Source organism: Ruegeria sp. CDSC081, assembly GCF_059610485.1.
In genome coordinates this window covers 94,808-120,219 of sequence record NZ_JBXWNS010000004.1, presented here as the reverse complement: position 1 = coordinate 120,219, position 25,412 = coordinate 94,808, and the positions used below count along the sequence as shown (strand labels likewise).

General features: G+C 55.6%; 31 protein-coding genes. 15 read left to right on the top strand and 16 right to left on the bottom strand.

Annotation, left to right across the window (positions count from 1 at the left end):
* The 3 genes from phaR to AC2FH9_RS08315 all read right to left on the bottom strand — a co-directional run bounded on the left by phaR (position 1) and on the right by AC2FH9_RS08315 (position 3,075).
* On the bottom strand, positions 1-555 hold the full coding sequence (phaR, locus tag AC2FH9_RS08325) for a polyhydroxyalkanoate synthesis repressor PhaR (RefSeq protein WP_142633004.1): 555 nt from the start codon (positions 553-555) through the stop codon (positions 1-3).
* Positions 556-691: 136 nt separating this feature from the next.
* A complete protein-coding gene (locus AC2FH9_RS08320) occupies positions 692-1,138 on the bottom strand; it encodes a phasin family protein (RefSeq protein ID WP_142633002.1) in 447 nt (148 codons plus the stop codon).
* A 134-nt stretch (positions 1,139-1,272) separates the two neighbouring features.
* Complete coding sequence (locus tag AC2FH9_RS08315; protein WP_496871221.1) at positions 1,273-3,075, bottom strand: PHA/PHB synthase family protein; 1,803 nt, start codon at positions 3,073-3,075, stop codon at positions 1,273-1,275.
* A gap of 111 nt (positions 3,076-3,186) precedes the next feature.
* On the opposite strand from AC2FH9_RS08315, the gene phaZ reads away from it, so the two are divergent.
* Entirely contained in the window at positions 3,187-4,458 is a 1,272-nt protein-coding gene (phaZ, locus tag AC2FH9_RS08310) for a polyhydroxyalkanoate depolymerase (protein ID WP_496871220.1), read from the top strand.
* A gap of 5 nt (positions 4,459-4,463) precedes the next feature.
* Positions 4,464-5,048, top strand: a complete 585-nt coding sequence (locus tag AC2FH9_RS08305; RefSeq protein WP_496695915.1) for a DUF6151 family protein — start codon at positions 4,464-4,466, stop codon at positions 5,046-5,048.
* Here the strand turns inward: AC2FH9_RS08305 and AC2FH9_RS08300 are convergent.
* From AC2FH9_RS08300 to AC2FH9_RS08285, 4 genes are all read right to left on the bottom strand, one after another.
* A complete protein-coding gene (locus tag AC2FH9_RS08300) occupies positions 5,039-5,755 on the bottom strand; it encodes an alpha/beta fold hydrolase (RefSeq protein ID WP_142632994.1) in 717 nt (238 codons plus the stop codon). The two genes, AC2FH9_RS08305 and AC2FH9_RS08300, sit on opposite strands and share 10 nt — an antisense overlap.
* Before the next feature lie 84 nt (positions 5,756-5,839).
* Positions 5,840-6,454: a hypothetical protein gene (locus tag AC2FH9_RS08295; RefSeq protein WP_496871374.1), complete on the bottom strand. Its 615-nt coding sequence runs from the start codon at positions 6,452-6,454 to the stop codon at positions 5,840-5,842.
* Between the two features lie 28 nt (positions 6,455-6,482).
* Complete coding sequence (locus AC2FH9_RS08290; RefSeq protein WP_496871219.1) at positions 6,483-7,463, bottom strand: alpha/beta hydrolase; 981 nt, start codon at positions 7,461-7,463, stop codon at positions 6,483-6,485.
* A complete protein-coding gene (locus AC2FH9_RS08285; protein WP_282027330.1) occupies positions 7,463-8,212 on the bottom strand; it encodes an alpha/beta fold hydrolase in 750 nt (249 codons plus the stop codon). The genes AC2FH9_RS08290 and AC2FH9_RS08285 overlap by 1 nt, the downstream gene beginning before the upstream one ends.
* 218 nt (positions 8,213-8,430) lie before the next feature.
* Between AC2FH9_RS08285 and thrS the strand changes: the two genes are divergently transcribed.
* The 5 genes from thrS to AC2FH9_RS08260 all read left to right on the top strand — a co-directional run bounded on the left by thrS (position 8,431) and on the right by AC2FH9_RS08260 (position 13,118).
* On the top strand, positions 8,431-10,389 hold the full coding sequence (thrS, locus tag AC2FH9_RS08280; RefSeq protein ID WP_496749489.1) for a threonine--tRNA ligase: 1,959 nt from the start codon (positions 8,431-8,433) through the stop codon (positions 10,387-10,389).
* A 221-nt stretch (positions 10,390-10,610) separates the two neighbouring features.
* Complete coding sequence (locus AC2FH9_RS08275; protein WP_142632987.1) at positions 10,611-10,913, top strand: BufA1 family periplasmic bufferin-type metallophore; 303 nt, start codon at positions 10,611-10,613, stop codon at positions 10,911-10,913.
* A 74-nt stretch (positions 10,914-10,987) separates the two neighbouring features.
* The gene (gene bufB, locus AC2FH9_RS08270) at positions 10,988-11,845 is read left to right on the top strand and encodes an MNIO family bufferin maturase (RefSeq protein ID WP_496749488.1); all 858 of its coding nucleotides are present in this window, start codon (positions 10,988-10,990) and stop codon (positions 11,843-11,845) included.
* Entirely contained in the window at positions 11,842-12,603 is a 762-nt protein-coding gene (locus AC2FH9_RS08265) for an HvfC/BufC family peptide modification chaperone (RefSeq protein WP_496871218.1), read from the top strand. The genes bufB and AC2FH9_RS08265 overlap by 4 nt, the downstream gene beginning before the upstream one ends.
* The gene (locus AC2FH9_RS08260; RefSeq protein WP_496695928.1) at positions 12,600-13,118 is read left to right on the top strand and encodes a hypothetical protein; all 519 of its coding nucleotides are present in this window, start codon (positions 12,600-12,602) and stop codon (positions 13,116-13,118) included. The genes AC2FH9_RS08265 and AC2FH9_RS08260 overlap by 4 nt, the downstream gene beginning before the upstream one ends.
* A gap of 1 nt (position 13,119) precedes the next feature.
* On the opposite strand, the gene AC2FH9_RS08255 is transcribed toward AC2FH9_RS08260, so the two are convergent.
* Positions 13,120-13,488, bottom strand: coding sequence for a hypothetical protein (locus tag AC2FH9_RS08255; protein ID WP_142632981.1), 369 nt, complete (start codon positions 13,486-13,488; stop codon positions 13,120-13,122).
* 41 nt (positions 13,489-13,529) lie between these two features.
* Complete coding sequence (locus AC2FH9_RS08250; RefSeq protein WP_496785781.1) at positions 13,530-13,847, bottom strand: ArsC/Spx/MgsR family protein; 318 nt, start codon at positions 13,845-13,847, stop codon at positions 13,530-13,532.
* Between the two features lie 216 nt (positions 13,848-14,063).
* On the opposite strand from AC2FH9_RS08250, the gene AC2FH9_RS08245 reads away from it, so the two are divergent.
* Positions 14,064-14,270, top strand: a complete 207-nt coding sequence (locus tag AC2FH9_RS08245) for a cold-shock protein (protein ID WP_142632979.1) — start codon at positions 14,064-14,066, stop codon at positions 14,268-14,270.
* Between the two features lie 435 nt (positions 14,271-14,705).
* Here the strand turns inward: AC2FH9_RS08245 and thyX are convergent, their stop codons facing one another.
* On the bottom strand, positions 14,706-15,617 hold the full coding sequence (thyX, locus tag AC2FH9_RS08240) for an FAD-dependent thymidylate synthase (RefSeq protein WP_281971864.1): 912 nt from the start codon (positions 15,615-15,617) through the stop codon (positions 14,706-14,708).
* A 175-nt stretch (positions 15,618-15,792) separates the two neighbouring features.
* On the opposite strand from thyX, the gene AC2FH9_RS08235 reads away from it, so the two are divergent.
* Genes AC2FH9_RS08235 through AC2FH9_RS08225 form a run of 3 tightly spaced genes read left to right on the top strand, consistent with a single transcriptional unit; the run spans position 15,793 to position 17,647 of the window.
* Complete coding sequence (locus AC2FH9_RS08235; protein ID WP_142632976.1) at positions 15,793-16,221, top strand: VOC family protein; 429 nt, start codon at positions 15,793-15,795, stop codon at positions 16,219-16,221.
* Positions 16,218-16,922 carry a DUF1194 domain-containing protein gene (locus tag AC2FH9_RS08230; protein WP_271947892.1) on the top strand — a complete coding sequence of 235 codons (705 nt, stop codon included), beginning with the start codon at positions 16,218-16,220 and terminating at the stop codon, positions 16,920-16,922. Before AC2FH9_RS08235 ends, AC2FH9_RS08230 begins: the two co-directional genes overlap by 4 nt.
* Positions 16,919-17,647: a DUF1194 domain-containing protein gene (locus AC2FH9_RS08225; protein WP_496871217.1), complete on the top strand. Its 729-nt coding sequence runs from the start codon at positions 16,919-16,921 to the stop codon at positions 17,645-17,647. Before AC2FH9_RS08230 ends, AC2FH9_RS08225 begins: the two co-directional genes overlap by 4 nt.
* Here the strand turns inward: AC2FH9_RS08225 and AC2FH9_RS08220 are convergent.
* From AC2FH9_RS08220 to AC2FH9_RS08210, 3 genes are all read right to left on the bottom strand, one after another.
* Positions 17,641-18,138, bottom strand: coding sequence for a MarR family winged helix-turn-helix transcriptional regulator (locus AC2FH9_RS08220; RefSeq protein ID WP_496871216.1), 498 nt, complete (start codon positions 18,136-18,138; stop codon positions 17,641-17,643). The genes AC2FH9_RS08225 and AC2FH9_RS08220 overlap by 7 nt on opposite strands.
* Before the next feature lie 77 nt (positions 18,139-18,215).
* Positions 18,216-18,473: a succinate dehydrogenase assembly factor 2 gene (locus AC2FH9_RS08215; protein ID WP_496871215.1), complete on the bottom strand. Its 258-nt coding sequence runs from the start codon at positions 18,471-18,473 to the stop codon at positions 18,216-18,218.
* The gene (locus tag AC2FH9_RS08210; protein ID WP_496871214.1) at positions 18,473-18,862 is read right to left on the bottom strand and encodes a helix-turn-helix domain-containing protein; all 390 of its coding nucleotides are present in this window, start codon (positions 18,860-18,862) and stop codon (positions 18,473-18,475) included. The genes AC2FH9_RS08215 and AC2FH9_RS08210 overlap by 1 nt, the downstream gene beginning before the upstream one ends.
* A 92-nt stretch (positions 18,863-18,954) precedes the next feature.
* Here AC2FH9_RS08210 and AC2FH9_RS08205 point away from each other — a divergent pair, with 92 nt between their 5' ends.
* Both AC2FH9_RS08205 and AC2FH9_RS08200 read left to right on the top strand, forming a co-directional pair.
* The gene (locus AC2FH9_RS08205) at positions 18,955-20,157 is read left to right on the top strand and encodes a pyridoxal phosphate-dependent aminotransferase (protein ID WP_496871213.1); all 1,203 of its coding nucleotides are present in this window, start codon (positions 18,955-18,957) and stop codon (positions 20,155-20,157) included.
* A gap of 11 nt (positions 20,158-20,168) precedes the next feature.
* Positions 20,169-20,570, top strand: a complete 402-nt coding sequence (locus tag AC2FH9_RS08200; RefSeq protein ID WP_496871212.1) for a hypothetical protein — start codon at positions 20,169-20,171, stop codon at positions 20,568-20,570.
* A gap of 7 nt (positions 20,571-20,577) precedes the next feature.
* Here AC2FH9_RS08200 and AC2FH9_RS08195 read toward each other — a convergent pair whose 3' ends face one another.
* Together AC2FH9_RS08195 and ppk2 are read right to left on the bottom strand one after the other, a co-directional pair.
* Complete coding sequence (locus tag AC2FH9_RS08195; RefSeq protein WP_496705857.1) at positions 20,578-21,942, bottom strand: MATE family efflux transporter; 1,365 nt, start codon at positions 21,940-21,942, stop codon at positions 20,578-20,580.
* 104 nt (positions 21,943-22,046) lie between these two features.
* Positions 22,047-22,973 carry a polyphosphate kinase 2 gene (gene ppk2 / locus AC2FH9_RS08190; RefSeq protein WP_142632960.1) on the bottom strand — a complete coding sequence of 309 codons (927 nt, stop codon included), beginning with the start codon at positions 22,971-22,973 and terminating at the stop codon, positions 22,047-22,049.
* 110 nt (positions 22,974-23,083) lie between these two features.
* Here ppk2 and AC2FH9_RS08185 point away from each other — a divergent pair, with 110 nt between their 5' ends.
* Positions 23,084-23,959, top strand: a complete 876-nt coding sequence (locus AC2FH9_RS08185; protein WP_496871211.1) for an alpha/beta fold hydrolase — start codon at positions 23,084-23,086, stop codon at positions 23,957-23,959.
* A gap of 3 nt (positions 23,960-23,962) precedes the next feature.
* Here AC2FH9_RS08185 and AC2FH9_RS08180 read toward each other — a convergent pair whose 3' ends face one another.
* Positions 23,963-24,571, bottom strand: coding sequence for a carboxymuconolactone decarboxylase family protein (locus tag AC2FH9_RS08180; protein ID WP_496871210.1), 609 nt, complete (start codon positions 24,569-24,571; stop codon positions 23,963-23,965).
* 391 nt (positions 24,572-24,962) lie between these two features.
* On the opposite strand from AC2FH9_RS08180, the gene AC2FH9_RS08175 reads away from it, so the two are divergent.
* Positions 24,963-25,397 carry an NYN domain-containing protein gene (locus AC2FH9_RS08175; protein ID WP_496871209.1) on the top strand — a complete coding sequence of 145 codons (435 nt, stop codon included), beginning with the start codon at positions 24,963-24,965 and terminating at the stop codon, positions 25,395-25,397.
* The last annotated feature ends 15 nt before the right edge of the window (positions 25,398-25,412 follow it).

The following is a 25,412-nucleotide window of genomic DNA, read 5'->3' as shown; positions in this document are numbered from 1 at the left end:
TCAGTTCAGTTTAGACAGCTTTTGCTGCAACTCCGCCAACTGCTTCTTGATGTCGTCCAGATCCTCACTCGACTGGGGTTTGGCCTCGCTATCCGTTTCCGGACCGGACCAACTGCCGGAAATGCCGCTGGTCATCGCCTTCAGAAATGCCTTTTGCTGCGCTTGCAGTGCTTCGAAACCCGGAATCTGGGTCATCGGATTCATCGCAGACATGTTTTCCATCATTTTGCTTTGGCTTTCGCGCAGCATTTCGAACGAGCTTTGCAGGAATTGCGGCATCACTCCTCCGCCCGGCAACATATAGCTGCGCACAAGATCGTTCAGCACGTTCACCGGCAGGACATTCTCACCGCGGCTTTCATGCTCGGCAATGATTTGCAGCAGATATTGCCGTGTCAGATCATCCCCAGTCTTCAGGTCTATGATCTGAACTTCGCGACCGTCACGTATGAATGCCGCAATATCTTCGAGCGTGACATAGTCACTGGTTTCAGTGTTATACAGCCGACGGCTGGCATATCGTTTGATTAGCAACGGTTTTTCTTGTTCTGACACCGTCTACCCTCCCCAAGGAATGATGCATTGCAGCAGAGATTATGCGAGTGCAGAACAAAAAGAAAGGGCAGGTCTTTCGACCCGCCCAACGCGATTGCACCAAATGGGAGGAGTGGGTGCGCCTCGCTATCTTACCTTACTTGGCGCCAGCTGCTTTTTTCGCAGCAGTGGACACGTCGTTGGTTGCTTTTTTGACAACGGCAGTTGCGTCTTCTGCAGCGTTTTTGCCAGCAGCCATCAGCAGCTCAACGGTTTCCGACTGAACTTTTTTCGCAATTTCAGCGAAAGCAGCCAGGTTTTCAGCAGCAACTTCAGCCGACGCGCTTGCGTAGTCGGTTGCAGCTTTTGCGTAATCTGCAGGGTCAGATTTCGCTTTCGACATATCGGACAGTTTGGCCAGGGTTTCCTTGGTCCATTTGTTCGAAATCTCAGCCGATTTCTCAGCCGCTTCCAGAGCAACGCCCGACAGCTTTTCGTTCAGGGTCGCGGTGGTGTTGAACGCACCTTCCAGAGCGGTGGTGTCAACAGGGAATGCACCCATCATGTCTTTCAGGGTCGCGGTAAAGTCTTGAGTCTTTGCCATTGTCCAAATCCTTTGCTTGCCGATCCGGGCCAACCCCGGGCTTCATCAGCTTGAGGACAATATCGTTGCTGCATCGCAGCATTGCAAGTTTTTTCTTGCTGCACTGCAGCAATATTTTTCTAAACTGTTAAAAATCAATCTGTTGCCTTCACCAAAACATAGGTTCCTGGTGCCTCGGCCAGGGAAACGTATCCCGAATCGCCCACTTGGCGCGCGGGGATTTGCTTGCCAGATCTCTTCTTCAGCCAGGCTTCCCACTGCGGCCACCAGGACCCTTTATGAAAATCGGCCTCTTTCATCCATGTATCGGCATCCGCATTCAGATCAGGGTTGGTGTAGTGGCCGTATTTCTTCTTGCTCGGCGGGTTCACGATGCCTGCTATGTGACCGGATTCCGAAACGACAAACGTCTTCGAACGTGACCCCATCTGCTGCACACCCCGATAACAATCTTTCCAGGCGGCGATATGGTCGGTTTCACAGCTGATGGCCATCAAAGGAACATCAACGTCGCGGATATGTAGTTTGTGCCCAAGCAAATCGAAACCGTCGGTCACAAATTGATTTTTCTGACAAAGCCCCCGCAGATACTCGATTGCCATTTTGCCCGGAAGATTTGCGCCATCCCCGTTCCAGTAGAGCAAATCAAACGCCGGAGGGGTCTCGCCCATCATATAGCTTCGAATGGCGGGGCCGTAGATCAGGTCATTCGATCGCAGGAACGACATGGTACGACCTATGACCCATGCTTTTAGGATACCGTCTTTCGTCACTTGTTCTTGAATGCCGTCGACAAAGTCGTTCTGTAGGAACGGCGTGAATTCCCCCTGTTCACCGAAATCGGTCAAGGTTGTGAAGAAGGTCGCCGATTTGATGGATTTGTCGCCACGCTGCTTCATCAGGGACAGCGTCAAGCTCAACGTGGTGCCGGCAATGCAATATCCCACCGCATTGACCTGCTTGACCTTACAGATCGACTTGACGGTCTCGATGGCGGTCAGAAATCCCTCTTCGACATAGTCGCCCATACCGACCTCGGCATGAGAAGCATCCGCATTAACCCAACTTACAACAAACAGGGTATAGCCTTGCTCGGTCACCCATTTGATGAGGCTGTTCTGCGCCTTAAGGTCCAGAATATAGTATTTGTTGATCCAGGGCGGAAACAGAACGATCGGGGTCTCGTGTACGGTCTCGGTCGTGGGTTTGTACTGGATCAACTCCATAAGCCTGTTGCGATAGACCACGTCGCCCGGAGTTGTCGCGATATTCTCGCCAAGCTTGAACGCGGATTCATCCGCCAGTCTGACAACCATTTCACCATTATTGGCTTCTAGGTCCGCAACTAGATTCTCTAGCCCTTTGATCAGCGATTGCCCTTCCGTCTCGACCGCCTTTTCCAGCGCGTCGGGATTGGAGGCCAGAAAATTCGTCGGAGACATCAAGTCAATGATCTGTTGCGAAAAGAAATGCAGCCTCTGCTTGTCCTTGCCGTCCAGATCGTCGACCGAAGCAACCGCCTGCGCGATTGCATCGGCGTTTGTCTGATACTGCTGGCGAATAAACCGGAAATAGGGATTGGTGTCCCAAAGAGGGTTTGAGAACCGTTTATCCTTGGGTCCGGGTTCGCTGTCCTCGACCCCGCCGGCGGCCAGCGTCTGCTGAGCCTCAGCAAAGTTCATAACGGATTGTCCCCAGAAAGCGACCTGATGTTCCAGAAGCTTGGCGGGATTCTGCCACGCTTCGGCGAAATACGAAGTTGCTGCTCTTGCGAAAAGATCTTGATTCGGACCGTCCAACGCGGGAGTGTGCGCCTCTTTGCCAGCCATCACATCGATCAGCCTTTTCGACAATTCTTCGACTTTCGTCATATTTTCTCTAATCCGTTCAAGGTGTTCCTCGGACAGCTCTGGCGCGTTATCTTCACTTGTTGTCATTTTAACAATTCCACCCTAACCTCGCTGCTATGCAGAATAACGTCGTGGGCGTCGGGGGGCAAAGCGACGAATGGTCCGAATTATCAGGCTGACACTCAGGAGGCCCATTTCATGCGCTACATGATGACCTACGATCTGATGGAAACGATGCGCAACACCAATCAGTGGATGGGTGCTACGGCAAGTGCCATGGCTTCTTATCCGCTGTTTTCGATGGTGCCCAACCCTGCGTTCAGCATGATGGCCGCCTGGGGCGAGGTGACTGAGCGGACGTTCCAGCGCATGGTTGTAAAACCCGACTGGGGAATCCGTACATTCACTTGCGAAGACGGCAAGGATCATCTGGTCGATATTGTCCCGGTGATCGAACGCCCTTTTGGTGACTTGATACATATTCGTGTCAATGGCCGCGCCGAACAGCCCCGCAAGGTGCTGTTGGTCGCCCCGATGTCTGGACATTACGCCACTTTGCTTCGGTCCACCGTAAAAAGCCTCTTGGTGAATTGCGAAGTTTATATCACTGACTGGCATAATGCGCGCGATATCCCCGTGTCCGAAGGTAAGTTTGATGTAGAGGATTATACACTTTACCTTGTCGATTTCATGAAAGAATTGGGACCGGACACCCATGTTGTAGCCGTCTGCCAACCGGCGCCGCTGACTCTGGCCGCCACAGCCTATCTGGCCGAGGTCGAACCCAAAGCCCAACCCAGCACGCTGACATTGATCGGCGGACCTGTTGACCCGGATGCCACACCTACCGACGTGACCGATTTTGGACGTCGCGTGACAATGGGACAGCTGGAAGAAACCATGATTCAGCGCGTCGGCTTCAAGTATAAGGGCGTCGGGCGCATGGTGTATCCCGGCCTGCTGCAGTTGGCCTCGTTCATGTCGATGAATTCGGACCGGCATTCGCAGGCGTTTTCCGAGCAGATCCAGAGGGTTATGCGGGACGAGGCTTCGGATCACGATGCCCATAACAGATTCTACGATGAATACCTCGCCGTCATGGACATGACCGCCGAGTTCTACCTTTCAACCGTCGAACGCGTCTTCAAAAACCGCGAAATCGCGCGCAACGAGTTTGTTGTTGCAGGGCACAAGGTAGATATCGGCAAAATTACAAACGTTGCTGTCAAAACAGTCGAAGGTGCGAATGACGACATCTCGGCCCCTGGCCAGTGCATTGCTGCGCTCGAGCTGTGTACAGGGCTGCCGGATTCGAAAAAAGCCAGCCATGTCGAATCTGGCGCAGGTCACTATGGCATCTTCGCCGGCCGCAGCTGGCGCGACAATATCCGCCCATTGGTGATCGAATTTATGAACGCCAACGCCCGCAAACCCTCGCGCAAAGCGGCCAACCGCAACAAAGTAGCCTAACGCCGATGGGAAAAAAAGTCGCCAAACAGACGGCTTTCGCCTGCAACTGTGGAAAACTCTTTGGCAGCATTACAGCCAGAGGCGTTCAGTACGGCACGCATGTAGTCTGCTTTTGCCGTGATTGCCGGGCCGCGCAGATATATTTCGGGCAACCGGACCCTGCGCCGGAACCGGTGGACATTTTCCAAATGGCCCCTGAAGAAATCAGGATCGACGGCGGCATCGAACACCTGGCCGCGATGCGCCTTGGCCCCAAGGGGATGCTGCGCTGGTATGCCAGCTGCTGCAATGCACCGCTGGCGACGACATCAAATACTCCAAAATTTCCGTTTGCGGGCTTTGATGTGAAACGAGTTTCCGATCCGGACTGTTTAGGGCCGGTTACGACCCAAGGGTTCATTCCGCAGGCCGATGGAAAACACAAACACAAGCGACTGGGTTACGCTGTCGCCGGGATTGTTACGCGGGTACTAAAATCCCGGCTTTCTGGCAGCTGGAGGGACACCCCGTTCTTTGATCAGAATACGGGCCAGACGATCTCAACCCCGGTCATTCTCAGCAAAGAACAGCGTAAAGCGCTCTACGCGTAATCCAGCGCAGGCTTCACGCTGAGCCAGGTCTTCAGCGCCTCGGTGACATTTTCAGGCGATTCCAACGTAGGCAAATGTCCTGCATCCTTGATGACGTGCAGTTCTGCATTTGGGATCAGGTCCGCCATGAACGCATGCCTTCGCACCGGAACAACCGTGTCATGCGCCCCACATAGCACCAAAGTCGGGGCCGTGATCCGGCGCAGGTTGCCCTGCTGATCCGGGCGACGCTGCAGCGCACGAATCTGACGCTCGAACACCTGCGGGCCCAAATCCAACGCCATCGAGATGACATCAGCAAGAATGGGAATACGCCGAGGCCCCGGGGCCAGCGAATCCGATCCAATCAGCCGACGCATCACTTCCTCTAACCGACCCATCTTGGCGGCGACCAACAGCTCCTCCCGCGCGGCTGCGGTCTGGGGCGATTCCGAATGCGCATCCGAAGCCATCAGACACAAGCGCGACACCCTCTCGGGTGCATATCGGACAATTTCCAAAGCGACTACTGCGCCCAGGCTTAGGCCCGCCAACGCAAAGCGTTGTGGCAACTGAACCAATAGGCCCCGCGCAATCTCTTCAATCCGTTCAGCGGTCGAAACCGAAGCGACCGTCACGGCGCGATCACGTGACAGGGCGCGCATCTGATGCTCAAATACCCGCGCATCACACATCAAACCGGGCAAAAGAACCAACGGCTCGATCAAACAACGCCTCCTTTGGAAAAGTCACTCAAATCGTCGTCATTAGTTTCAGGATGAGAGGTTTTGTATGGTTCGGCAAGTTAAAGTTCAGGGGTAGCGGATACCGCGAAAAGCGGGGAAGTCCGCATATAGTCTTTGCCGCTCAAGTTCACCCTCGCCAGGCGTGCCTCCTGGGCGCAGAAGGCAGCCCCGCGGCGCGATATAGCTGTCGATGCGCTTATGAGGCACAGGCCTCCAGACCAGATTGAAAGCACAGAGTTTTGGAAAGAACCAGATTTCGGAATATTCCAGATGGTCGTGCATCCACCACGCCAAATCCCGCCAATCCCGCCCCGCCTCATATTGATCGGCAAACCATGGGATCACGATCGATGCACCAGCAATCCGATCATCACCCACCGCGCGATCCCAGATGTGACATTCCAGCGGGTTATCATTTCGCGCGCAATTCAGCCGGTTTTCATTACCGAAACGGTTCAATGATGCCGAGCGATAGCCGGATCGTACGGCAATCCGGCCAAAGGTCTCCTCAAGCGGGTCCAGCAGGGTTTCGCAAAGCGCCTTTCCGGTTTCGATGGCAAGGTCGGGATCGTCAGGAAAATTCTGCTTTTCGTGAAAATTGCCTATTTCCGAATACAGAAAATCGCGCATGAAAAAATGACGGGACAGACGCACACGACCGAGGGTTTCAAGGCTCCACATACTGCCTGGTCTGCGCATTGTTTCTTCCTCACTCGATCCCCAAGGTATTCAGCCATCTCAGGATACCAGCCACAACATCGTTGGTCTGCCCCGGAGACATCAACCGCCCGGCGATCACATGGGAATTAGGATCGTCCCCGGGCCCCATTGTTACCAGCTCAACCGACGCAGGGGCGCCCCATGCCTTGGCAATCTCGTGGGTCAGGTCGGCACGCACGACCTGATCTTCATTCGAGAACCAGAACAACGCGGGAACCTTTGCGTCTGAAAAATCCAGCGCATAGACCACATCCACCAGCACTGTCATCGGCACCACAGCCTGCCAAGGGTAGACCGCCGACCAGAATTTGTTCATTTCCGGGTTCACCCCTGCGACGCCCCGGGTTTCACCCATCATCAGGGGCAACCAGATGCGCGCCCAAGGCAATCCGGGTATCCATGCGCCGGCCGCTTTAACGCCGAAATTCGGAGAAACAAATACGATCCCCGCAACGTTTTGGCTCAGCTCTTCATTCAGTGCGGCCGCAGCTGCCAACGTGCCGCCGGTTGATGTCGAAATCACCACGACCTGATCCCCAACCGCCCGTGCGGCAGCCAGCCCTTCGGCAAGATCCTGCATCCAACCCGAGGCCGTCGCCTCACCCATTGCTTCCCCCCCGCGACCATGACCCTGCAACCGCGTGTAGACCAGATTGGCGCCCAACGTTTCGGCGAGCAGATCGGGAACCGGTCGGATCTCTTCGGATGATGCAGAAAACCCGTGCAGATACAGAATCGAAACAGGTGTTCGCTGCTCTTTATAGCCCTCTTGCCAAATAACTCGCTTTTCGACCCCCGGAATGATGTCGGCGAATGCAGATTCTACACTTTCGAAATAGACCTGCACCCCTTCGCCGAATTTGCGCGCGTCAAATGTTGGGGCCAGATCAACCTTCTCACGCGGGCCAAGCCAATAGATCAGGCCAAACGCAACGATCAATGTCAGAAAAACGCGACCCAATATCCGCATTATTGGGCTGCCATCACATCGAGAACAGCTTGTTCAATCAACCCAAGGCATGGGCCATCCGAAAAGCGATGATCGGCGTGCTTGATCAATGACAGGCGCATATCGGGCCCGAACGCATGTTCAATCAGGCGCACTGCTGTTCCGATTGAAACCGCTGTGTCTTCGGTACCTTGCAAAAACCGCACGGGAAAAGGCATATGCAGAGGCTTGCGCAGGACCAAATGTTGGCGACCATCTTCGATCATCCGTTTGGTCACGATGTAAGGCTCCATATAGTCCGAAGGCAGCTCGACATGGCCAACAGTTTCCAGTGCCTGTTTCTGGTTTTTCGAGAATGAAGCCCAATACCCGTCCTCGGTAAAATCCGGCGCAGCAGCGATGGTCACCATTCCCTGAATCCGATCTGGCAGCGCTTTGGCCAACAGCAGCGCCTGCCACCCCCCCATGGACGAGCCGACAACAATCAGCGGCCCATCCGTCAATTCCGTGATCGCGGCCAGCGTATCCTCATGCCAGTCACCAATGCATCCTTCTTCGAACTTGCCCCCGCTTTCACCGTGACCTGAATAGTCGAACCGCAGAAATGAATGGCCACGCCCCTTCGCCCAGGCCTCCAAATGCACCGCCTTGGTGCCTTCCATATCGGATTTGAGCCCGCCCAGAAACACGATGGTCGGCCCGGTGCCCTCGCTTTTGTGATAGGCCAGCCGCCGTCCCTGCGCCGTTTCCAGAAAATTCGTCGCTGCCATGACACCCTCTTTTCTTTTTCCGATATCATGCACGCCCCACCCCCAAGTGCAATTCCCAGATCCCCCTTCATCTGGCCAAAAATACCTCGGGGAGCGCGAGGGGCCGGCCCCTCGCGCCGGCCCTTGACAGGTTCACCCCCACCTGACAAATGAAGCGAACACAACATAACCCGCAACCGGGCGTTCAGTGGGCGCCAAACCGACGAGGAGAGCCAGCCATGGCCTTGGACGCACAGTCAATCTCTCTCACTTTTCCTGACGGCAATGCACGATCCTATGACGTGGGTGTAACCCCTGCGCAGGTGGCCGCCGACATCTCGACCTCACTGGCCAAAAAGGCCATCTCAGCCACGGTGAATGGCCAGCATTGGGATCTGCAATGGCCCATTGAATCTGATGCCGAAATCGCCCTGCACACCATGAAAGATGAAGATCAGGCAAACGAACTGATCCGCCACGACCTGGCTCATATCATGGCCCGCGCCGTGCAGGAGATCTGGCCCGATACCAAAGTCACCATCGGCCCCGTCATCGAAAACGGCTGGTACTACGATTTCGACCGGGCCGAGCCATTTACGCCCGAAGACCTCGGCGCGATTGAGAAAAAGATGAAGGAAATCATCAACAAACGCGACACCGTGACCACCGAGGTCTGGGACCGTCAGCGCGCGATTGATTTCTACACCGAAAACAACGAGCCCTATAAGGTCGAACTGATCGACGCCATCCCAGGTGACGAGCCGCTGCGCATGTATTGGCACGGCGACTGGCAGGACCTGTGCCGCGGTCCGCATCTGCAGCATACCGGCCAGGTTCCGGGCGATGCGTTCAAGCTAATGAGCATTGCTGGCGCCTATTGGCGTGGTGACAGCGACCGTGCGATGCTGCAACGCATCTATGGCGTGGCTTTTACCGGCAAGGAAAAGCTAAAAGCGCACCTGCACATGCTGGAAGAGGCTGCCAAGCGTGACCACCGCAAGCTGGGCCGCGAAATGAACCTGTTCCACATGCAGGAAGAAGCTCCCGGCCAGATCTTCTGGCATCCGAATGGCTGGAAGATCTATACCACCCTGCAGGACTATATGCGCCGCATGCAGGAGCGTGACGGCTATGTCGAAGTCAACACACCGCAGGTTGTTGACCGCAAATTGTGGGAAGCCTCGGGCCACTGGGACAAGTATCAGGAAAACATGTTCATCGTCGAAGTCGACGAGGAACATGCCCGTGAAAAGGCCGTGAACGCCCTTAAGCCGATGAATTGTCCCTGCCACGTGCAGGTGTTCAATCAGGGTCTGAAATCCTATCGCGATCTGCCTCTGCGCATGGCCGAGTTCGGGTCTTGCGCGCGGTACGAACCCTCTGGCGCGCTGCATGGTATCATGCGGGTGCGCGGCTTTACCCAGGACGATGGGCATATTTTCTGCGCCGAAGATCAGATCGAATCTGAAACTGCAAAATTCATCGCGTTTCTGTCGAAGGTCTATGCCGATCTCGGTTTCCATGATTGGACCATCAAGCTCTCGACGCGCCCGGAAAAACGCATCGGGTCGGATGAAAGCTGGGATCTGGTCGAAAAAGCCCTAGGTGACGCCTGCAAGGCCGCAGGATACGACTATGAGCTTCTCGAAGGCGAAGGCGCCTTCTACGGACCCAAGCTTGAATTCACCCTGACCGACGCGATCGGCCGTACCTGGCAATGCGGCACCCTTCAGGTGGACCCCAACCTGCCCGAGCGGCTGGACGCCAATTTCATTGGCGCGGACGGATCGAAGCACCGCCCCTTCATGCTGCATCGTGCAACGCTGGGTTCGTTCGAACGGTTCATCGGCATCCTGATCGAAGAACACGCGGGCAAATTGCCCTTCTGGCTGGCCCCGCGTCAGGTCGTGGTCGCTTCGATCACCTCCGAGGCTGACGGTTACGTGCAGGAAGTGGTTGAGATACTCAAGGGCGCAGGTATCCGAGCCGAGGCGGACATCCGCAACGAAAAGATCAACTATAAGGTTCGTGAACACTCGGTCGGCAAAGTTCCGGTCATTCTGGCCGTCGGTCACCGTGAAGTTGAGGACCGCACGGTCAGTGTCCGTCGTCTTGGTGAGAAACAGACACAAGTGCAGCCGCTTGAGGCTGTAACAAATGAACTGTCGCGGGCCGCTACGCCGCCCGACCTGCTGTAACAATCAGCGGCAAATTGCACAAAATCCGGCCCCCTCTGAGGGGTCGGATTGAAACATTTGCGTTTTATCTCTTCTAAAACAAACTATTAGTTTGCAAGATGTCATGACAGTCATTGACGGGCTCGTGAGACACAGGCTCGTGAATTCAACTGTGACCTGCAACCCATTACCTTTGTCATTGTCGAACACAGACATACGCAGTCATCAAAAGGATAACCGAGATGTCGAACACCGCTAAATCCCTTGTCATCGCAAGCGCCGTAGCCGCAGCCGTTTCAGGCATGGCCACAACCGCATCCGCACAAGCCAAAGAAAAGTGCTATGGCGTTTCTCTGGCCGGTCAGAACGATTGTGCCGCCGGTCCTGGCACCACGTGCGCGGGCACCTCGACTGTTGATTATCAGGGCAATGCCTGGACGCTGGTAGATGCCGGCACCTGCGCCGATATCGACCTGCCTCAGTCAGCTGACGGCGCTGCCCGCAAGGGATCGCTCGAGCCGCTGGAGCGCGACCTGCCGGCATAAGCCTGAGTTTTTGCCAAATCTGAGGGGCGGGCAAGAATCGCCCGCCTCTTTTTTCAAGACCGCGAGGTTACCAGATGTTGGACAGCACAATCCGATCGAACAGGCTGCCTACGGCACCAGGCGTCGGCTATAAGCCTCAGCATTTCCAGCAGATTCTGGATCACCCGCAACCGGTCACATGGCTGGAAATCCACGCCGAGAATTACATGGGCGATGGTGGCCGCCCGCTGGCACAGCTGCGGCACTTGTCGGAACACTTCCCGATTTCCGTCCACGGCGTTGGCCTGTCCATCGGCGGTGAAGGCCCGCTGGATACCGACCACCTGGCCCGCTTGAAACACCTTGTCGGCTGGCTCAACCCCGCCAGCTTTTCCGAACATCTGGCCTGGTCGACACATGACAGCCACTTCCTGAATGATCTGTTGCCCCTGCCCTATACCGACGCAACCCTTGCACGGATTTGCGATCATATCGACCAAGTTCAGAATGTCGTTGGGCGACAGATGCTGCTTGAAAACCCGTCAAGCTATCTGGCGTTTGATGAAAGCACGTGGTCCGAACCCAACTTCCTGCGCGAAATTTCGGGCCGCACCGGATGCGGGCTCTTGCTGGATGTGAACAACGTTTTCGTATCGGCGACAAATCTCGACTTCTCACCGCAGAGCTATATCGACGCCTATCCGCTGGACAAGGTTGGTGAGATCCACCTTGGCGGGCATGATGAGGATGAAGACGACCACGGGCATCCCTTGCTGATCGATAGCCACGGGCGAGAAGTGGTTGATCCGGTTTGGGCTCTTCTGAACTATGTGCTTGAACAATCGGGACCAAAACCTGTTCTTGTGGAATGGGATACCGACGTCCCTGATTGGCCTGTCTTGCGTGCCGAAGCCGATCGCGCCCAAGCGGCACTGGACCGCATTCCAGCATGAGCGTGTCGCAAGAAGAGTTTCACCTGGCTTTGCTGGATCCAGCCATGTCGGTGCCTGAGGGCCTTGTGGACGCGTCGGATCAGCCGGCGGGACGGCGTTTCAGTGTCTATCGCAACAATGTTGCCATTTCGCTGACCGAAGCCATGCATCAGGCCTTCCCGGTTATCGCCAAGTTGCTGGGTTTGCAAAACATGGACGGGTTGGCCGGGCTTTTTCTGCGCAGCCACCCACCAACCTCGCCGTTGATGATGTTCTATGGCGAAGCGTTTCCGGATTTCCTGGCCGGGATGGATCAGCTGTCGCATATCGGGTACCTTCCCGATGTGGCGCGACTGGAGCTGGCCCTTCGCCGATCTTACCACGCGGCGGACAGCGTGCCAGCGTCGGACGACGCGTTAGCCGTGCCACCCGAAGATCTGTTCCGGGCCCGATTGGAATTCGCACCTTCGATGCAGATCTTGCGCTCGGACTGGCCCATCTTTTCGATATGGCGGTTCAATACCGAAGACGGCGCACCGAAACCCCAAGCTGGTGCTGAAGATACCCTGATCACGCGCCGCGAATATGATCCTGTTCCTCAGGCCCTGCCGCAAGGCGGGGCGGGTTGGATCGCCGCGATGCAGGCCGGAAACACAATCGGACAGGCATTTGAAAACACTACCGAAACCACCCCGGATTTTGATCTTGGGGCCACTCTGGCGCTGCTGTTACAGGGCGGCGCTATCACTTCTGTGACTATTGAAAGGCTGGCAACATGACTGCCCTGATCTCTCTTCATAACAACGTCCTGGGACGGATCGACAGCTCGGCCAACTGGCTGACACCAACCCTGGCGCGTCTTGTCTTTGTTGCCGTGTTGCTTGTCTACTACTGGAACTCAGCCACCCTGAAAATCGACGGGTCGATTTTCTCTCCGTCAGCGGGGGCGTTTGGGCAGATTTTCCCCAAAGCGGCAGAGGCCGTACTTTATGACGTAACCCAGATGACTTTTTTCCAACGCGTCGTAATCTTTCTGGGAACAGTCGCCGAATTTGTCCTGCCAGCCTTGTTGCTGGTCGGCCTGCTGACCCGGGTGGCAGCCCTTGGGATGATTGGGTTTGTTTGGGTCCAGACCATTGTCGACGTGACCGGTCATGGCGTCAAATTGGGAGGCCTGTTCGACAACGCACTTACTTTGATGGATCAGCGCGTGATGTGGACTTTCCTGTTTCTGGTCATCGCGATAAACGGCGCAGGCCCGATCTCGATCGATCGCATCCTGCGCCTGAAGTAACTCAGAAATGTGCCTTGGGCTCGTCCGGTTTACCCGCGGCCAGCCCAAGGAGACCCGCCACGGCGGCAAAGGCGACCGGGAACATGGTGAACACATTGAACCCGAACGCATAATACATCCCAGCCGCAGAAATCAGCAGCAACACGCCACCAATCAGAGCGCGGGCATGTGCCATCGCCCCGCCCGCAATAGCCAATAAAGGCGCAAGGATCGCCGCGGTTCGGATCAACTGCGCATTGTCCACCTGCTCGGCAATCCCGTCGATTTCGCCAAACCTGTCGATCAACTCGACATATCCATAGCCAACAAACCCGACCAACATGCCGATCAGACCGGCAACTACCCCTAAAATCATCGCTGCGTTACGCATTTAGAACCCTCTAGCTTGCGACCAACCACATAAGTACCCACTCAGCCAACGCCAAGGGCTGCCTGCGTTTCAGCCGTCCAGCCCAGATAAAGTGCACCGTCTTTCTCAACAAGCGGTCGCTTCATCAGGGTGGGGTGTTCCTGCAACAGCTCCAGCGGCTCTTTTTTGCGCTGCTCTGCATCTAACCCCCGCCATGTTGTTGATCGAATATTGAGCAAAGCCTCGCCGAAGTGATTCAGGGCCTGAGCCAGCACCGCCGCTGGCACGCCCTGCGCTCGGACGTCGATGAATTCTGCATCTGGAAGCGATTTCAATGCCTTACGACAAGTATCACATGTTTTCAGTCCATAAACGCGCATTTTCGGGCTGCTCCTGTATTGATTTTGGTCGTCGGCAAATTCGCCAGTGTATTCCGGTATTTCTTGATTTTTTACTTCACCGTGCAATGTTGAAAAAGACGAAACACGTAATTCGGGCCGTGTCGTGAGCGCGAGACGGTGATGTGTTGTGGTGACGTCAATTCCTACCCCCACCAATTTTGTGGGACAACGTGCAAGTAGAAGGAGACACGGGAAATGCCAACTGGCACCGTGAAATGGTTCAACACCACCAAAGGCTATGGGTTTATTGCCCCTGACGAGGGCGGCAAGGACGTATTTGTTCACATCTCGGCCGTTGAAAGATCCGGTCTTACCGGACTCGCAGACAATCAAAAGGTCGCTTACGAACTGGAAGACGGACGTGACGGCCGGCAAATGGCTTCAGATTTGAAGCCACTGTAAAATCCCGTTACTGCGGGTACGAAAATCAGGACAACGGCCAATTTCAGGCCGTTGGCCATCGAAAGTGATGTGCCTATTCTCGCACCCTGCTGCTTTCGGGGCGCGTGGTTCAATTTTGCCACATGGCACGATACAGGACGTACTGGTCGCATAGGTGACCACCATCGTCCAGTTGCCGGATTATCTAGTCCACACTTCCATCAGTTGTTCAGGATCGCAAATCCCGGCTCTTGCCCGGTCAGAGGTGAACTGGAGCGCAAGTTTTTGGTGCATGTAGCCGTGGGTTCGCAAATCACCATCGACGATGGGTGGACTCGGCCTGTGCCACGCAAGGCATGAACAGGGTCAGACAACCGGTTTTGATCAAAACTGAAAGTGTCATGAAACGATCGCAACCATTTCATGACGCCCCGTATAGACAAACGGCAAGCGCACTCAGCTTTCCTTGATGATCGCCTCGAACTCACGCCATTCCCGCCCGGTCATGCCCGAGTTTTCCTGAGTGACCGTCTCTCCGGCCAACATCCGACGCAGGCTGTCGACCATCTGGGCGGAAAGATTGACCGCACCCAGGCGGTAATCTTCAAACGCCTTATAGGCGGCCGGCACCCAATCAGCGACGATCTTGCACATGGCATCGGCGTAAACACGAATTTCGTATTGGGCATGAGGATCCGCGCGCAGACGCAGGAAGTGGAACAGGTTGTGCAGGTCAACCTTCCAGTACCATTGCGTGTAGATATTCGCCGGAAGGTTCATCCGCGCCAGTTCACGCGCAAGCCCTTGCTGCCCGTCCTGACCCATCATCGCCTCGTAATTGTCATAACAACGCGCGCTATCAGCTTTCAATATCTCAAGGACGCGCGCGGCTTCTTCGCCCTGCAACGTATCGCCGCGACCCTGATTGTTGATCTCGGACTGCGCGGACACGTGCTCGGGTGCCGGGATATAGAATTCACGGTCCAAAATCGAATAGCGCGCCGAATATTCATTCACATTCGCTGTCCGGTGCCGAATCCACTGTCGCGCGACAAAAACCGGTAACTTGACGTGCAACTTTATCTCGCACATCTCAAACGGGGTCGAGTGCCAGTGCCGCATCAGATAGCGGATCAACCCTTCGTCATTTTGCACTGATTTGGTGCCCTTGCCATAGGACACGCGTGCGGCCTGACAAATCGCAGCGTCATCACCCATATAGTCGATCACGCGCACAAAACCGTGGTCCAGAACCTGATGCGCCGTGTACAGGTGTTCCTCCATCCCCGCAGCTACAACACGGCGTGTTGGATGCGATTGCGCCCGTTGCGCTTCGATCTCGGCCAGTTGGTCAGAGGACAGCGGCATGAAATTTCCTTTCCAGCAATGAGTCGCCTGCCACTATATATCGCCAATCAAAAGACAGGAACCGCGATATGTGCGCCCACATTTGCATTTTCAGAATTGTGTCCGCGCGGCCTCTCGACACGTGATGTACGCGCGCTAAGGTGCAGGGCATCACCGGAACAGAAAGGAACCCGCAATGGGGCTCACTTACCTCCACACCATGGTTCGCGTGAAGGACCTGGACAAATCCATGGCGTTTTACAAGTTGCTGGGCCTTAAGGAAACGCGCCGCTATGACAGCGAACAGGGGCGGTTTTCCCTGATCTTCATGGCTCCCGCTGGGCAAGAGGATCGACCAATCGAGTTGACCTATAACTGGGATGGGGATGACGATCTGCCCAACGACAGCCGCCATTTCGGCCATCTCGCCTATGGAGTCGACAATATTTATGAAACCTGCCAGCACCTGCAGGACAATGGAGTCGTGATCAACCGGCCACCGCGCGACGGCCGAATGGCGTTTGTGCGGTCACCCGACAATATCTCGGTAGAGTTGCTACAAAACGGTGATGCGCTGGAACCGGCCGAACCCTGGGCCAGCATGGAAAGCACCGGGCACTGGTGATCCGCTGGTTGATCACACTGGGCCTAGCCTTTTTAGCCAGCCCCCTGCGGGCCGAGCCCTGTCGCCTTGCGCTTGCACTGGCAATGGACATTTCAACATCGGTAAGCGCAGAAGAGGACGCGCTGCAAAGGCAGGGCCTTGCCGCAGCGTTGGTTGCCCCCGAGGTGACCGAGGCCTTCTTTTCCTCGCCGATGCCGGTCGCGCTGGCTGTTTATGAATGGAGCGGCCGGGACGTTCAGCACATCATACTGGGCTGGACGATGATCAACACGCAGACCGATTTGCTGGTGGCAGCGACCACGATACAGCAATCGGTCCGATCAGACAGCGACTCGGCCACGGCGATGGGGTATGCGCTAGCCTTTGGGGCGACGCTGATGCAGCAGGCCCCGACATGTCTTTTTCAAACCATTGATCTGTCAGGTGACGGTTCGAACAACGATGGATATGGCCCGGATTCCGCCTATCGGCATTTTCCCTTTGAGAATACGATTGTGAATGGCCTGGTCATTAATGCCGCCGACTTCGAAGGCGAGCTGTACCTGATTCCCTTCTTTGAAAACAATGTCCTGTACGGCCCCGGGGCGTTTCTGGAAATCGCCGACGGGTTCCAGGATTTCGAACGCGCCATGCGGCGCAAACTTGAACGCGAACTAAAAGGTATGCAGATCGGTGCATTGTCGGGCCCCGGCCAGCGATGATACGTGCGCTTGCAACGATAGTCAGCATATTGGCCACCTCTGCGGCATCAGAATGCCGCCATGCTTTGGCTTTGGGCCTGGATGTGTCGGGATCAGTCGACAGCTCGGAATACCGGTTGCAGCTTGGCGGCTTGGCAGGTGCTTTGCGCAGGCCCGAGATTAAGCAACTCTTTCTTTCAGACACAGCAAACCCGGTACACATCGCGATTTATGAGTGGAGCGAACCCGGCCACCAACGCCTGTTACTGGGCTGGACCGCAGTACAATCGGACCTCGATCTGGGGCGCATAGCCACCCTGCTCGACCATGTGAAACGCAGCGGCGCTCCGCAAGGAACCGCCGTCGGGTCCGCCATGCTGTTCGGTGCCGAGCTTTTGGGCCAGAAACCCGATTGCTGGAAGCGGACATTGGATCTGTCGGGGGACGGAAAGCACAATATCGGCCTGCATCCAAGAAATGCGAAACAGACGCTCTCTGACGACGGTATCACGATCAATGGACTGGTCATCGGTGCCGACGACCCTGACATCGGTAGCACCCGCTATGTTCAGGTCGGAGAGCTGCAGGCCTATTTCAAAGCATGGGTCATCCTTGGCCCCGGCGCCTTTGTTGAGGTTGCCCTGGGCTTTGACGATTACGAAGAAGCAATGACCCGTAAACTGATCCGCGAACTTGAAGGCCTGACCCTATCAGATGCGGGACAGAGGCCGGCCAAGCATCAGTAGATATAGCGGATCTGATCCGTCCAATACCGTTCTACCCGCCGCAAAGCTCCGGTAATGTCTTCGATCCCTTCCTGTCCAAGCACGCCGCGCGATTGTAGACCTTCGGCATGTCTCGAAAACAGCTCGGAGACGATATCGCGGATTTCCCGGCCCTGTGGCGTTAACCGGACACGCACCGAACGGCGGTCTATTTCGCAACGCTGGTGGTGCATATACCCCATCTCGACCAATTTTTTGAGGTTGTAGCTGACATTGCTGCCTTGATAGTAGCCGCGGCTTTTCAATTCACCAGCGGTAACCTCATGATCTCCGATATTGAACAAAAGCAACGCTTGAACCGCGTTGATCTCAAGAACTCCGACCCGTTCAAACTCATCTTTGATGACATCCAACAACAAACGATGAAGCCGCTCAACCAGAGCAAGTGCCTCAAGATAGCTGGTCATGAAGCCTTTGACCTCCGGCGCGGAGACCTGCATTTCCAAACTCATACGATCCTCCGATTCATTCGCGCAGTTTCAGGCAGAATGAAGCGAAAAGCCGAAAAATCAGTTAAGCCGGATAATCTTTATTTTTGAAAGGTTTGTGCGATTTCGGAAACAAGGTCCGAGAATTGGGTAGGTGGCAGGACCTGACCGGTGACCCATTGATACAGGTCCTGATCATTCTCGTGCAACAGGGCGTCGTAAACATCCAGCCCTGTTGTATCCATGGAGTCCAGATTGCGGTCTGCATAGGCAGCCAGAATCAGATCCATCTCTTTGATGCCGCGTCGCATGGAACGCATTTTCATCCGTTTGATCCTGACATTGCGCGGTTCGGTCACTATTCCGCCTCCAGCATAATGCGCACACGTTTCTCCAGCCTAGCAGCCCGCTCGGCGCTGGCGCGCATCTCGCCTCGGATTGAACGAAGCTCGGATACGATTCTGGCCAGGTCAGGTGCGTTTTCTCCAGCCTCGACAGGGGCGTCCATCCCGTCGCCCTCGCCGGTGAGAAGCCACATGATCGAAACGTTGATCATGCCTGCCATCATCGACAGTCGGTTGGCCCGGGGCTCAGACAGATCATTTTCCCAGGCGGCAATCGTAGACTTCTTGACACCCAGCCTGCGGGCCAGATGTGCCTGCGTCATCCCCGCTGCCTCACGCGCCCCTGCCAGCCGGTCTCCGAATGTCGCCGCGTCGGGTCCGTACCAGTCATTTTCGTCGTTCATCGGGGTCTCCAAATCTCTTGTTTTATATCGCTTGATCGTCGTTCAGGCGCACCCTATGACAGTCAGGCAAAACATACAAACTGAGGCCGACCATGAGTTTCCTGTCTGCGACACTGTCACGCGTAAAACCATCTCCAACAATCGCGATGACAGCCAAGGCAGCCGAATTAAAGGCAGCCGGACGAGACGTAATTGGCCTAAGCGCCGGAGAGCCAGATTTCGACACGCCCCAGAACATCAAGGATGCTGCGGTGGCGGCCATCGCCGCTGGAAAGACCAAATACACCGCGCCCGATGGCATACCAGCGCTGAAGCAGGCGGTTTGCGCCAAGATGAAACGTGATCATGGACTGGACTATTCGCCTGCTCAGATCTCGGTCGGAACCGGTGGCAAGCAGACGCTGTATAACGCGCTGATGGCCACCATGAACGCGTGCGATGAGGTGGTCATACCTGCACCTTATTGGGTCAGCTATCCCGATATGGTTCTTCTGGCCGGGGGAACGCCTGTGACAGTTGAAACGACCCTGGAGAACAGTTTCAAACTAACCGCTGAACAGCTTGAGGCAGCTATTACCCCAAAGACCAAATGGTTCATCTTCAACTCTCCGTCCAACCCAACCGGTGCAGGGTATAGCCGGGCGGAATTGAGAGCTTTGACCGATGTCCTGATCAGGCACCCGCATGTTTGGGTAATGACGGATGATATGTACGAGCATCTGGCCTATGACGGGTTTGAGTTCTGCACACCGGCAGAAGTCGAGCCCAGGCTTTATGACCGCACCCTGACCTGCAATGGTGTATCCAAAGCCTATGCGATGACTGGCTGGCGGATTGGCTTTGCAGCAGGGCCTGCCGAATTGATTGCGGCAATGCGCAAGGTTCAGTCTCAATCGACCTCGAACCCCTGCTCGATCAGCCAATGGGCGGCGGTAGAGGCGCTGAACGGTACACAGTCCTTTCTGGCCCCGAACAATGAAACGTTCAAACGCCGCCGTGATCTGGTCATCAGCATGCTGAACCAGATCGAAGGAGTGTCCTGCCCAACTCCGGAAGGTGCGTTTTACGTCTACCCTTCCATTTCCGGGTTGATCGGAAAGACCACGCCTGCTGGCACTTTGATCGACACAGACGAAGCCTTCGCAACCGCGCTTTTGGAAGAGGCTGACGTTGCAGTCGTCTTCGGCGCTGCGTTTGGGTTGTCCCCCAACTTCCGCGTCAGCTATGCTACGTCAGATGAAGCGCTGACCGAAGCCTGCACGCGCATTCAGAGGTTTTGTGCTTCGCTGACCTGATCGGAGACTTTATGACTGCCGAATTGCCTGAGTACTATTTCCGCATACGCGAAAACGGTGCCGCGGTTTTCCGGATCGACACGGAAAACCGCCAACGTCGGATTGAAATGAACCAGATCGCGGTCATCAACATCCGCAACGGAGAGGTGAAGCCGCAGGGTCAACGCGCTCTGACTGAGGCGGATCAGGCCGAAATCGAGCGCTGGATGGCAGAACGTAAAGATCTTCTGGCGCAGCGCGATATCGACGATATTCACCGCGCGGTGGACTATCTGAACCTAACCACACAGTGGGCCCAGTCCAAAGCGACTGACCAACAGCTCGAGGACGTTACGGACCGGCTACTACTGGCGATGCATGATCTGCGCAGCGTATTGGTTCGGAAGAAAGCCGACCGGCTGAACAGAGGCTAATTTGCCTTCACGCTGCCGGTTCAGCGATCATACGCACTGATCGTAACCAGAAGCGCGCCATCAACAGTACGGCGGCACAGGCAAGACCCAGCACAAGGCCCAACCAGACACCGACGCCCTCCATGCCGCGGATGAACCCAAAATAGTAGGACGCCGGAATTCCGACGACCCAATAGCTTAGCCCCGCCATGACCATTGGCACCTTGGCATCCTGCAATCCGCGCAAAAGGCCCAACGCGATCACCTGTGCACCGTCCACCAGCTGGAACAACGCAGCCATGGCCAGCAACCCGGTACCTATGGCCAGAATCTCGGGGCGTTTCGGATCCTGCGGTTCCACAAATACGGAAATCAGAGGCTCGGCGCAGGTCAGGAACAGGATGATTGTCAGGATAGACACCACAAGAGACATCCCTGTCACGGCGACGGCTCCTTTTTCCAGATGCGCGCGGTCCTTGCGGCCAAGCGCATTGCCCGCCCGGATCGTGGCGGCGTTGGACAGGCCCAGATGCACCATGAATGTCGCCGAGGCGAGGTTCAGAGCGATCCCATGCGCCGCCAGCGGCACCTGACCGATCCAGCCCATCATAAAGGCCGACATCGCGAACAGAGACACTTCGGCCAGCAGGGTCAGCCCGATGGGTATGCCTAGCTTCAGAACGCTCAGCAGCATCTCCCAGTCGGGCCGCCAAAACCTTTGGAACAGGCTATGCTCGGGCAGAACTTTTACAGCATAGATGATAACCGCAATTAACGACACGGTCTGCGTCACGACCGAAGCGATAGCGGCGCCCATCACGCCCAGTTCAGGCGCACCCCAGTTGCCAAAGATCAAAGCATAGTTGGTCAGACCGTTCACCACCGCAGCTGCAACAGTGATCCACAAAACAACCTGGGTTCGCTCCAACGCCGCAAGGTAGGACTTCAAGACCATTACCACCAGAGCGGGGAACAGACCCCAGCCTGCAACCCGCAGGTATTCCGATGCAGTTTCTGCCACCTGTGGATCCTGATCTGTGGCGATCAAGATCGGGTATGACCACCACAGCAATGGCATTACCACTGCTGCATATAGCAACGACAACCAGAGCCCCATGCGGGTCGAACGGCGAATGCTGGTTTCATCGTCTTCGGCAGCGGCTGTTGCCACCATTGGCATAACGGCCAGACCGAACCCGCCCCCGAACAGGAACAGGACAAAGTAAAAGCTGCTGGCCAACGTGACCGCCGCCAGAGCTTCGACCCCGTACCAGCCAAGCATGATCGTGTCCGTCAGACCGATTGCGAACTGCGCCAGATGCCCGCCAACCAATGGCAGGCCCAGGACGGCAATGGCACGGAAATGGCCTTGATATGTCATCACCTTATTCATTCCACCAGCCATAGGCCCGGGGAAAGGCCGGGACAAGACCGGAACAGAGAAATTTCAGAGTGAGACATGGATCCGGGACAGGTGCCCTGCCCCGAACCTTAGGCCTAGCAGCGGGCGTCAGGATGCAGCGCGTTGCCCAGAATATGCTCGGATCGGTGGATCACATGATGCGCCTGACCCACGATCAAAGGATCGGGCTCGCCAACAATGCCGTGATCCTTGTCCGGGTAATCAAGTGTCGACAGAAAGTGGCGCATACAGTTCAGACGAGCGCGTTTTTTGTCATTCGATTTCACGATAGTCCAGGGCGCATCAGCGGTGTCTGTATAAAAGAACATCGCCTCTTTAGCCTCGGTATAGTCATCCCATTTGCCAAGGCTTGCCTTGTCGATCGGAGATAGTTTCCATTGCTTCAACGGATCGGTCTCACGGCTTTGAAACCGCCGCTGTTGTTCGGGTTGCGTGACCGAAAACCAGTATTTGTAAAGCTGAATTCCCGACCTCACCAACATCCGTTCAAGCTCTGGCGTCTGGCGCATAAACTCTAGGTACTCGTTCGGAGAACAGAACCCCATCACCCTCTCGACCCCGGCGCGGTTGTACCAAGAGCGGTCGTAGAACACCATTTCACCAACGGTGGGAAGCTCGTGCACATAGCGCTGATAGTACCATTGGCCCTTTTCTTCCCAGGTGGGTTTGTTAAGGGCGACCACGCGCGCCTGACGGGGGTTTAGGTGTTCCATAAACCGTTTGATTGTACCGCCTTTACCAGCCGCATCGCGCCCTTCGAACAGCAATACGAACCGTTGACCGGTTTCCTGCGCCCACAGCTGAACCTTAAGCAACTCAGCCTGCAGTTTGGCCTTCTCGGCCTCATAGACCCGCCGGGGCATCTTGCGATGATAGGGATATCTTCCGCTTTCGAATGCCTTGCGGATCTTTTCCGGGCTTGGCTCGGAAACAGCACCTGCAACAGGTGTTTCGTCATTCACGCGTGGTAGATTTTGCTCGGGTTGCGCAGCTGCATCCATTCATATTCTCCTTTTTTCACTGTTCGAAAAAACGGCTAGCAGAACCGAAGCTTTCGCGCTTTGATTGGGGTCAAACCAAATTCACTTATACGGCGAAAAGGCCAAGAAACATGGAAACCCGATTTCAGAACCTGAATGGCCAGAGGTTTCATATTCGCCGTTGGGGGTCATCCGACCTGCCACCCTTGCTGTTGCTACACGGCTTTCCGGAATATGGTGGGGCATGGGTCGATCTGGCGCCACATCTGGCATCTCATTTCCATTGCATTGCCCCTGATCAACGCGGTTACGGCCAAAGCTGGGCACCAGAGGGTGTCGGCCAATATGCCACGTCCGAGCTGGTCTCGGATATGATCGCACTTGTCGAAGGTCTGGATACGCCAATCAGTGTTCTGGGCCATGATTGGGGCGCCGCGGTCGCCTATGGCCTGGCCATGTTCCGCCCAGATCTCGTCGGTCGTCTGATTATCGCAAACGGCGTTCACCCGGTGCCCTTCCAACGGGCTATGGCATCGGGCGGCGCACAATCCGCGGCCTCTCAATATATTAACGCGCTACGGGCCCCTGATGCCGCAACACACTTTGCCGCGAACAATTTTACCCGCTTAGAAAGTTTCTTTCGCCACGGGATGGGCTTGGACTGGCTGTCCGATGACCGGATGGAGGACTATCGCACTGAATGGGCCCGTCCCGGTCGTCTGAATGCCATGCTGAACTGGTATCGGGCATCTCCGCTGGTTGTGGCGAAACCGGGCGAGCCCTGCACAGACCTGCCCCGGCTTCCGGTCGAGCGGCTGATGGTTCTTTGCCCACATCTTTTGCTATGGGGCTCCGATGACAAAGCGCTGCTGCCCGAGACGACAGACGGTCTGGAAGATTTCGCGCCCGACCTCACACGAGTCGATATTCCGGGCACAGATCACTGGTTGCACCACCAGAAGCCCGAAGCATTGGCACAGGCAATCATCGAGTGGACAGACGGCTGAGGCCTATTTATGCTCCCAATCGGCAGGATCAGCCGAGTTATTGGGGGACAGCCCCAGAATGTCACCATCGGTGGAACATCCCAGCCCCAGAACGGTGCGGTTAGCATAGGCGAAATAGGCGCAGACCTGATTGATCTCGAGGATTTCTCCATCATCCCACCCTGTGTTGCGCAGGGCGGCGATGTCACCTTCCACCAATTCTGCAGGGGCCTGCGTCAGCTTGCGCGCATACAGCATGGCCGCAACCTGAGCAGCCTCCAATGGTGCGCTTTCGGGTGTCCCAACTTCGATCGCGGCACGGATTGCATTACCGCGCACTTCGTCGCCTAACAGCTTTTGCAACCCGTTGAAATGATGCTCGACACAGTACCCGCAGTGGTTCAGGGAACTGACCCAGACACCCAGAGTTTCGAGAAACCACTTGGGAATCTGATTGGCCGAATGGTGCAGCACATTCTTGTACAGCGCCATATGTCCTTCCATCGAATGCGGCCGCAGGGAATGCGCCATCATGATGTTGTCGACATTGTTGTCGGGGCCGGTCACCCGCTCATACAGCTTGCGCAGCTTGCCCGTAGCTTGTTCGAAAGGAATGGTTTTGATCCAGCTCATTTGGCATGCCCTGTTACTGTTGTTCAGCTTCGCGAAAAGACTAGAAGCGAAAACTGAGCGTTGCGAGGTAAAAAGCAGAACTTTTAGCACCTCGGGGCATCGAACCAGATAGATACACAAGGTTCGGGATTTTTATACAACGTTTTGGGCTGCACATAGCGCCAATCCCAACACCACGTCGCCCCGGGCCCCACTATATTTTAATTTTCATTTCGGTGTTTTATTCGCTTCAGTTACATAGACTATCAATTTTGCGAAAGAGATTCTGGAATTGCGCATACTCTGTACTGTCTTCGTGCTCTCCGGGATAGGCACCGTCGTCGCATTGACGCAACCCGGGCTCACCGATTGGGTATTGCTGGCTGGGCCCTGCGCATTGGCAAGTGTGATATTGCTGCTCAAAAACTGGCTGAAGCGCTTTCAAAAAGCAAGAAAGTGGGCCGTCGTTGACGGATCAAACGTCATGCACTGGAAGGACGATGTTCCAAGTATCGAGACCGTTCGCGAGGTCACGATCGCACTGACCAAAGCAGGGCTAACGCCCGGAGTGGTCTTTGATGCGAATGTGGGATACAAAATTTCTGATCGATACATGAGTGACAAATATCTGGCGTCCAAGCTTAGGCTACCGAGAGATCGCGTTATGGTCGCTCCAAAAGGAACACCAGCAGACCCATTAGTCTTGCAAGCCGCCAGGGATTATCAAGCCACCATCGTTACGAATGACCGATTCCGCGATTGGGCTGATGACCACCAAGATGTTCTAAACGACAGAAAACCAATACGCGGCGGTTACAAGGACGGAATGCTTTGGTTGTCTCTTTGATACCTCACTCATTTA

Excerpts from the sequence above, each read along its gene's own strand:
- AC2FH9_RS08185 (WP_496871211.1), top strand. The coding sequence starts at position 23,084 with ATGGAAACCCGATTTCAGAACCTGAATGGCCAGAGGTTTCATATTCGC.
- AC2FH9_RS08320 (WP_142633002.1), bottom strand. The coding sequence starts at position 1,138 with ATGGCAAAGACTCAAGACTTTACCGCGACCCTGAAAGACATGATGGGT.
- AC2FH9_RS08210 (WP_496871214.1), bottom strand. The coding sequence starts at position 18,862 with ATGAACGACGAAAATGACTGGTACGGACCCGACGCGGCGACATTCGGA.
- AC2FH9_RS08220 (WP_496871216.1), bottom strand. The coding sequence starts at position 18,138 with ATGAGTTTGGAAATGCAGGTCTCCGCGCCGGAGGTCAAAGGCTTCATG.
- AC2FH9_RS08250 (WP_496785781.1), bottom strand. The coding sequence starts at position 13,847 with ATGCGCGTTTATGGACTGAAAACATGTGATACTTGTCGTAAGGCATTG.
- AC2FH9_RS08180 (WP_496871210.1), bottom strand. The coding sequence starts at position 24,571 with ATGAGCTGGATCAAAACCATTCCTTTCGAACAAGCTACGGGCAAGCTG.
- AC2FH9_RS08255 (WP_142632981.1), bottom strand. The coding sequence starts at position 13,488 with ATGCGTAACGCAGCGATGATTTTAGGGGTAGTTGCCGGTCTGATCGGC.
- bufB (WP_496749488.1), top strand. The coding sequence starts at position 10,988 with ATGTTGGACAGCACAATCCGATCGAACAGGCTGCCTACGGCACCAGGC.
- ppk2 (WP_142632960.1), bottom strand. The coding sequence starts at position 22,973 with ATGGATGCAGCTGCGCAACCCGAGCAAAATCTACCACGCGTGAATGAC.
- AC2FH9_RS08245 (WP_142632979.1), top strand. The coding sequence starts at position 14,064 with ATGCCAACTGGCACCGTGAAATGGTTCAACACCACCAAAGGCTATGGG.
- AC2FH9_RS08200 (WP_496871212.1), top strand. The coding sequence starts at position 20,169 with ATGACTGCCGAATTGCCTGAGTACTATTTCCGCATACGCGAAAACGGT.
- AC2FH9_RS08235 (WP_142632976.1), top strand. The coding sequence starts at position 15,793 with ATGGGGCTCACTTACCTCCACACCATGGTTCGCGTGAAGGACCTGGAC.
- AC2FH9_RS08290 (WP_496871219.1), bottom strand. The coding sequence starts at position 7,463 with ATGCGGATATTGGGTCGCGTTTTTCTGACATTGATCGTTGCGTTTGGC.
- AC2FH9_RS08295 (WP_496871374.1), bottom strand. The coding sequence starts at position 6,454 with ATGTGGAGCCTTGAAACCCTCGGTCGTGTGCGTCTGTCCCGTCATTTT.
- AC2FH9_RS08315 (WP_496871221.1), bottom strand. The coding sequence starts at position 3,075 with ATGACAACAAGTGAAGATAACGCGCCAGAGCTGTCCGAGGAACACCTT.
- AC2FH9_RS08305 (WP_496695915.1), top strand. The coding sequence starts at position 4,464 with ATGGGAAAAAAAGTCGCCAAACAGACGGCTTTCGCCTGCAACTGTGGA.
- AC2FH9_RS08285 (WP_282027330.1), bottom strand. The coding sequence starts at position 8,212 with ATGGCAGCGACGAATTTTCTGGAAACGGCGCAGGGACGGCGGCTGGCC.
- AC2FH9_RS08205 (WP_496871213.1), top strand. The coding sequence starts at position 18,955 with ATGAGTTTCCTGTCTGCGACACTGTCACGCGTAAAACCATCTCCAACA.
- AC2FH9_RS08265 (WP_496871218.1), top strand. The coding sequence starts at position 11,842 with ATGAGCGTGTCGCAAGAAGAGTTTCACCTGGCTTTGCTGGATCCAGCC.
- AC2FH9_RS08260 (WP_496695928.1), top strand. The coding sequence starts at position 12,600 with ATGACTGCCCTGATCTCTCTTCATAACAACGTCCTGGGACGGATCGAC.
- phaZ (WP_496871220.1), top strand. The coding sequence starts at position 3,187 with ATGCGCTACATGATGACCTACGATCTGATGGAAACGATGCGCAACACC.
- AC2FH9_RS08275 (WP_142632987.1), top strand. The coding sequence starts at position 10,611 with ATGTCGAACACCGCTAAATCCCTTGTCATCGCAAGCGCCGTAGCCGCA.
- thyX (WP_281971864.1), bottom strand. The coding sequence starts at position 15,617 with ATGCCGCTGTCCTCTGACCAACTGGCCGAGATCGAAGCGCAACGGGCG.
- AC2FH9_RS08195 (WP_496705857.1), bottom strand. The coding sequence starts at position 21,942 with ATGAATAAGGTGATGACATATCAAGGCCATTTCCGTGCCATTGCCGTC.
- AC2FH9_RS08225 (WP_496871217.1), top strand. The coding sequence starts at position 16,919 with ATGATACGTGCGCTTGCAACGATAGTCAGCATATTGGCCACCTCTGCG.
- thrS (WP_496749489.1), top strand. The coding sequence starts at position 8,431 with ATGGCCTTGGACGCACAGTCAATCTCTCTCACTTTTCCTGACGGCAAT.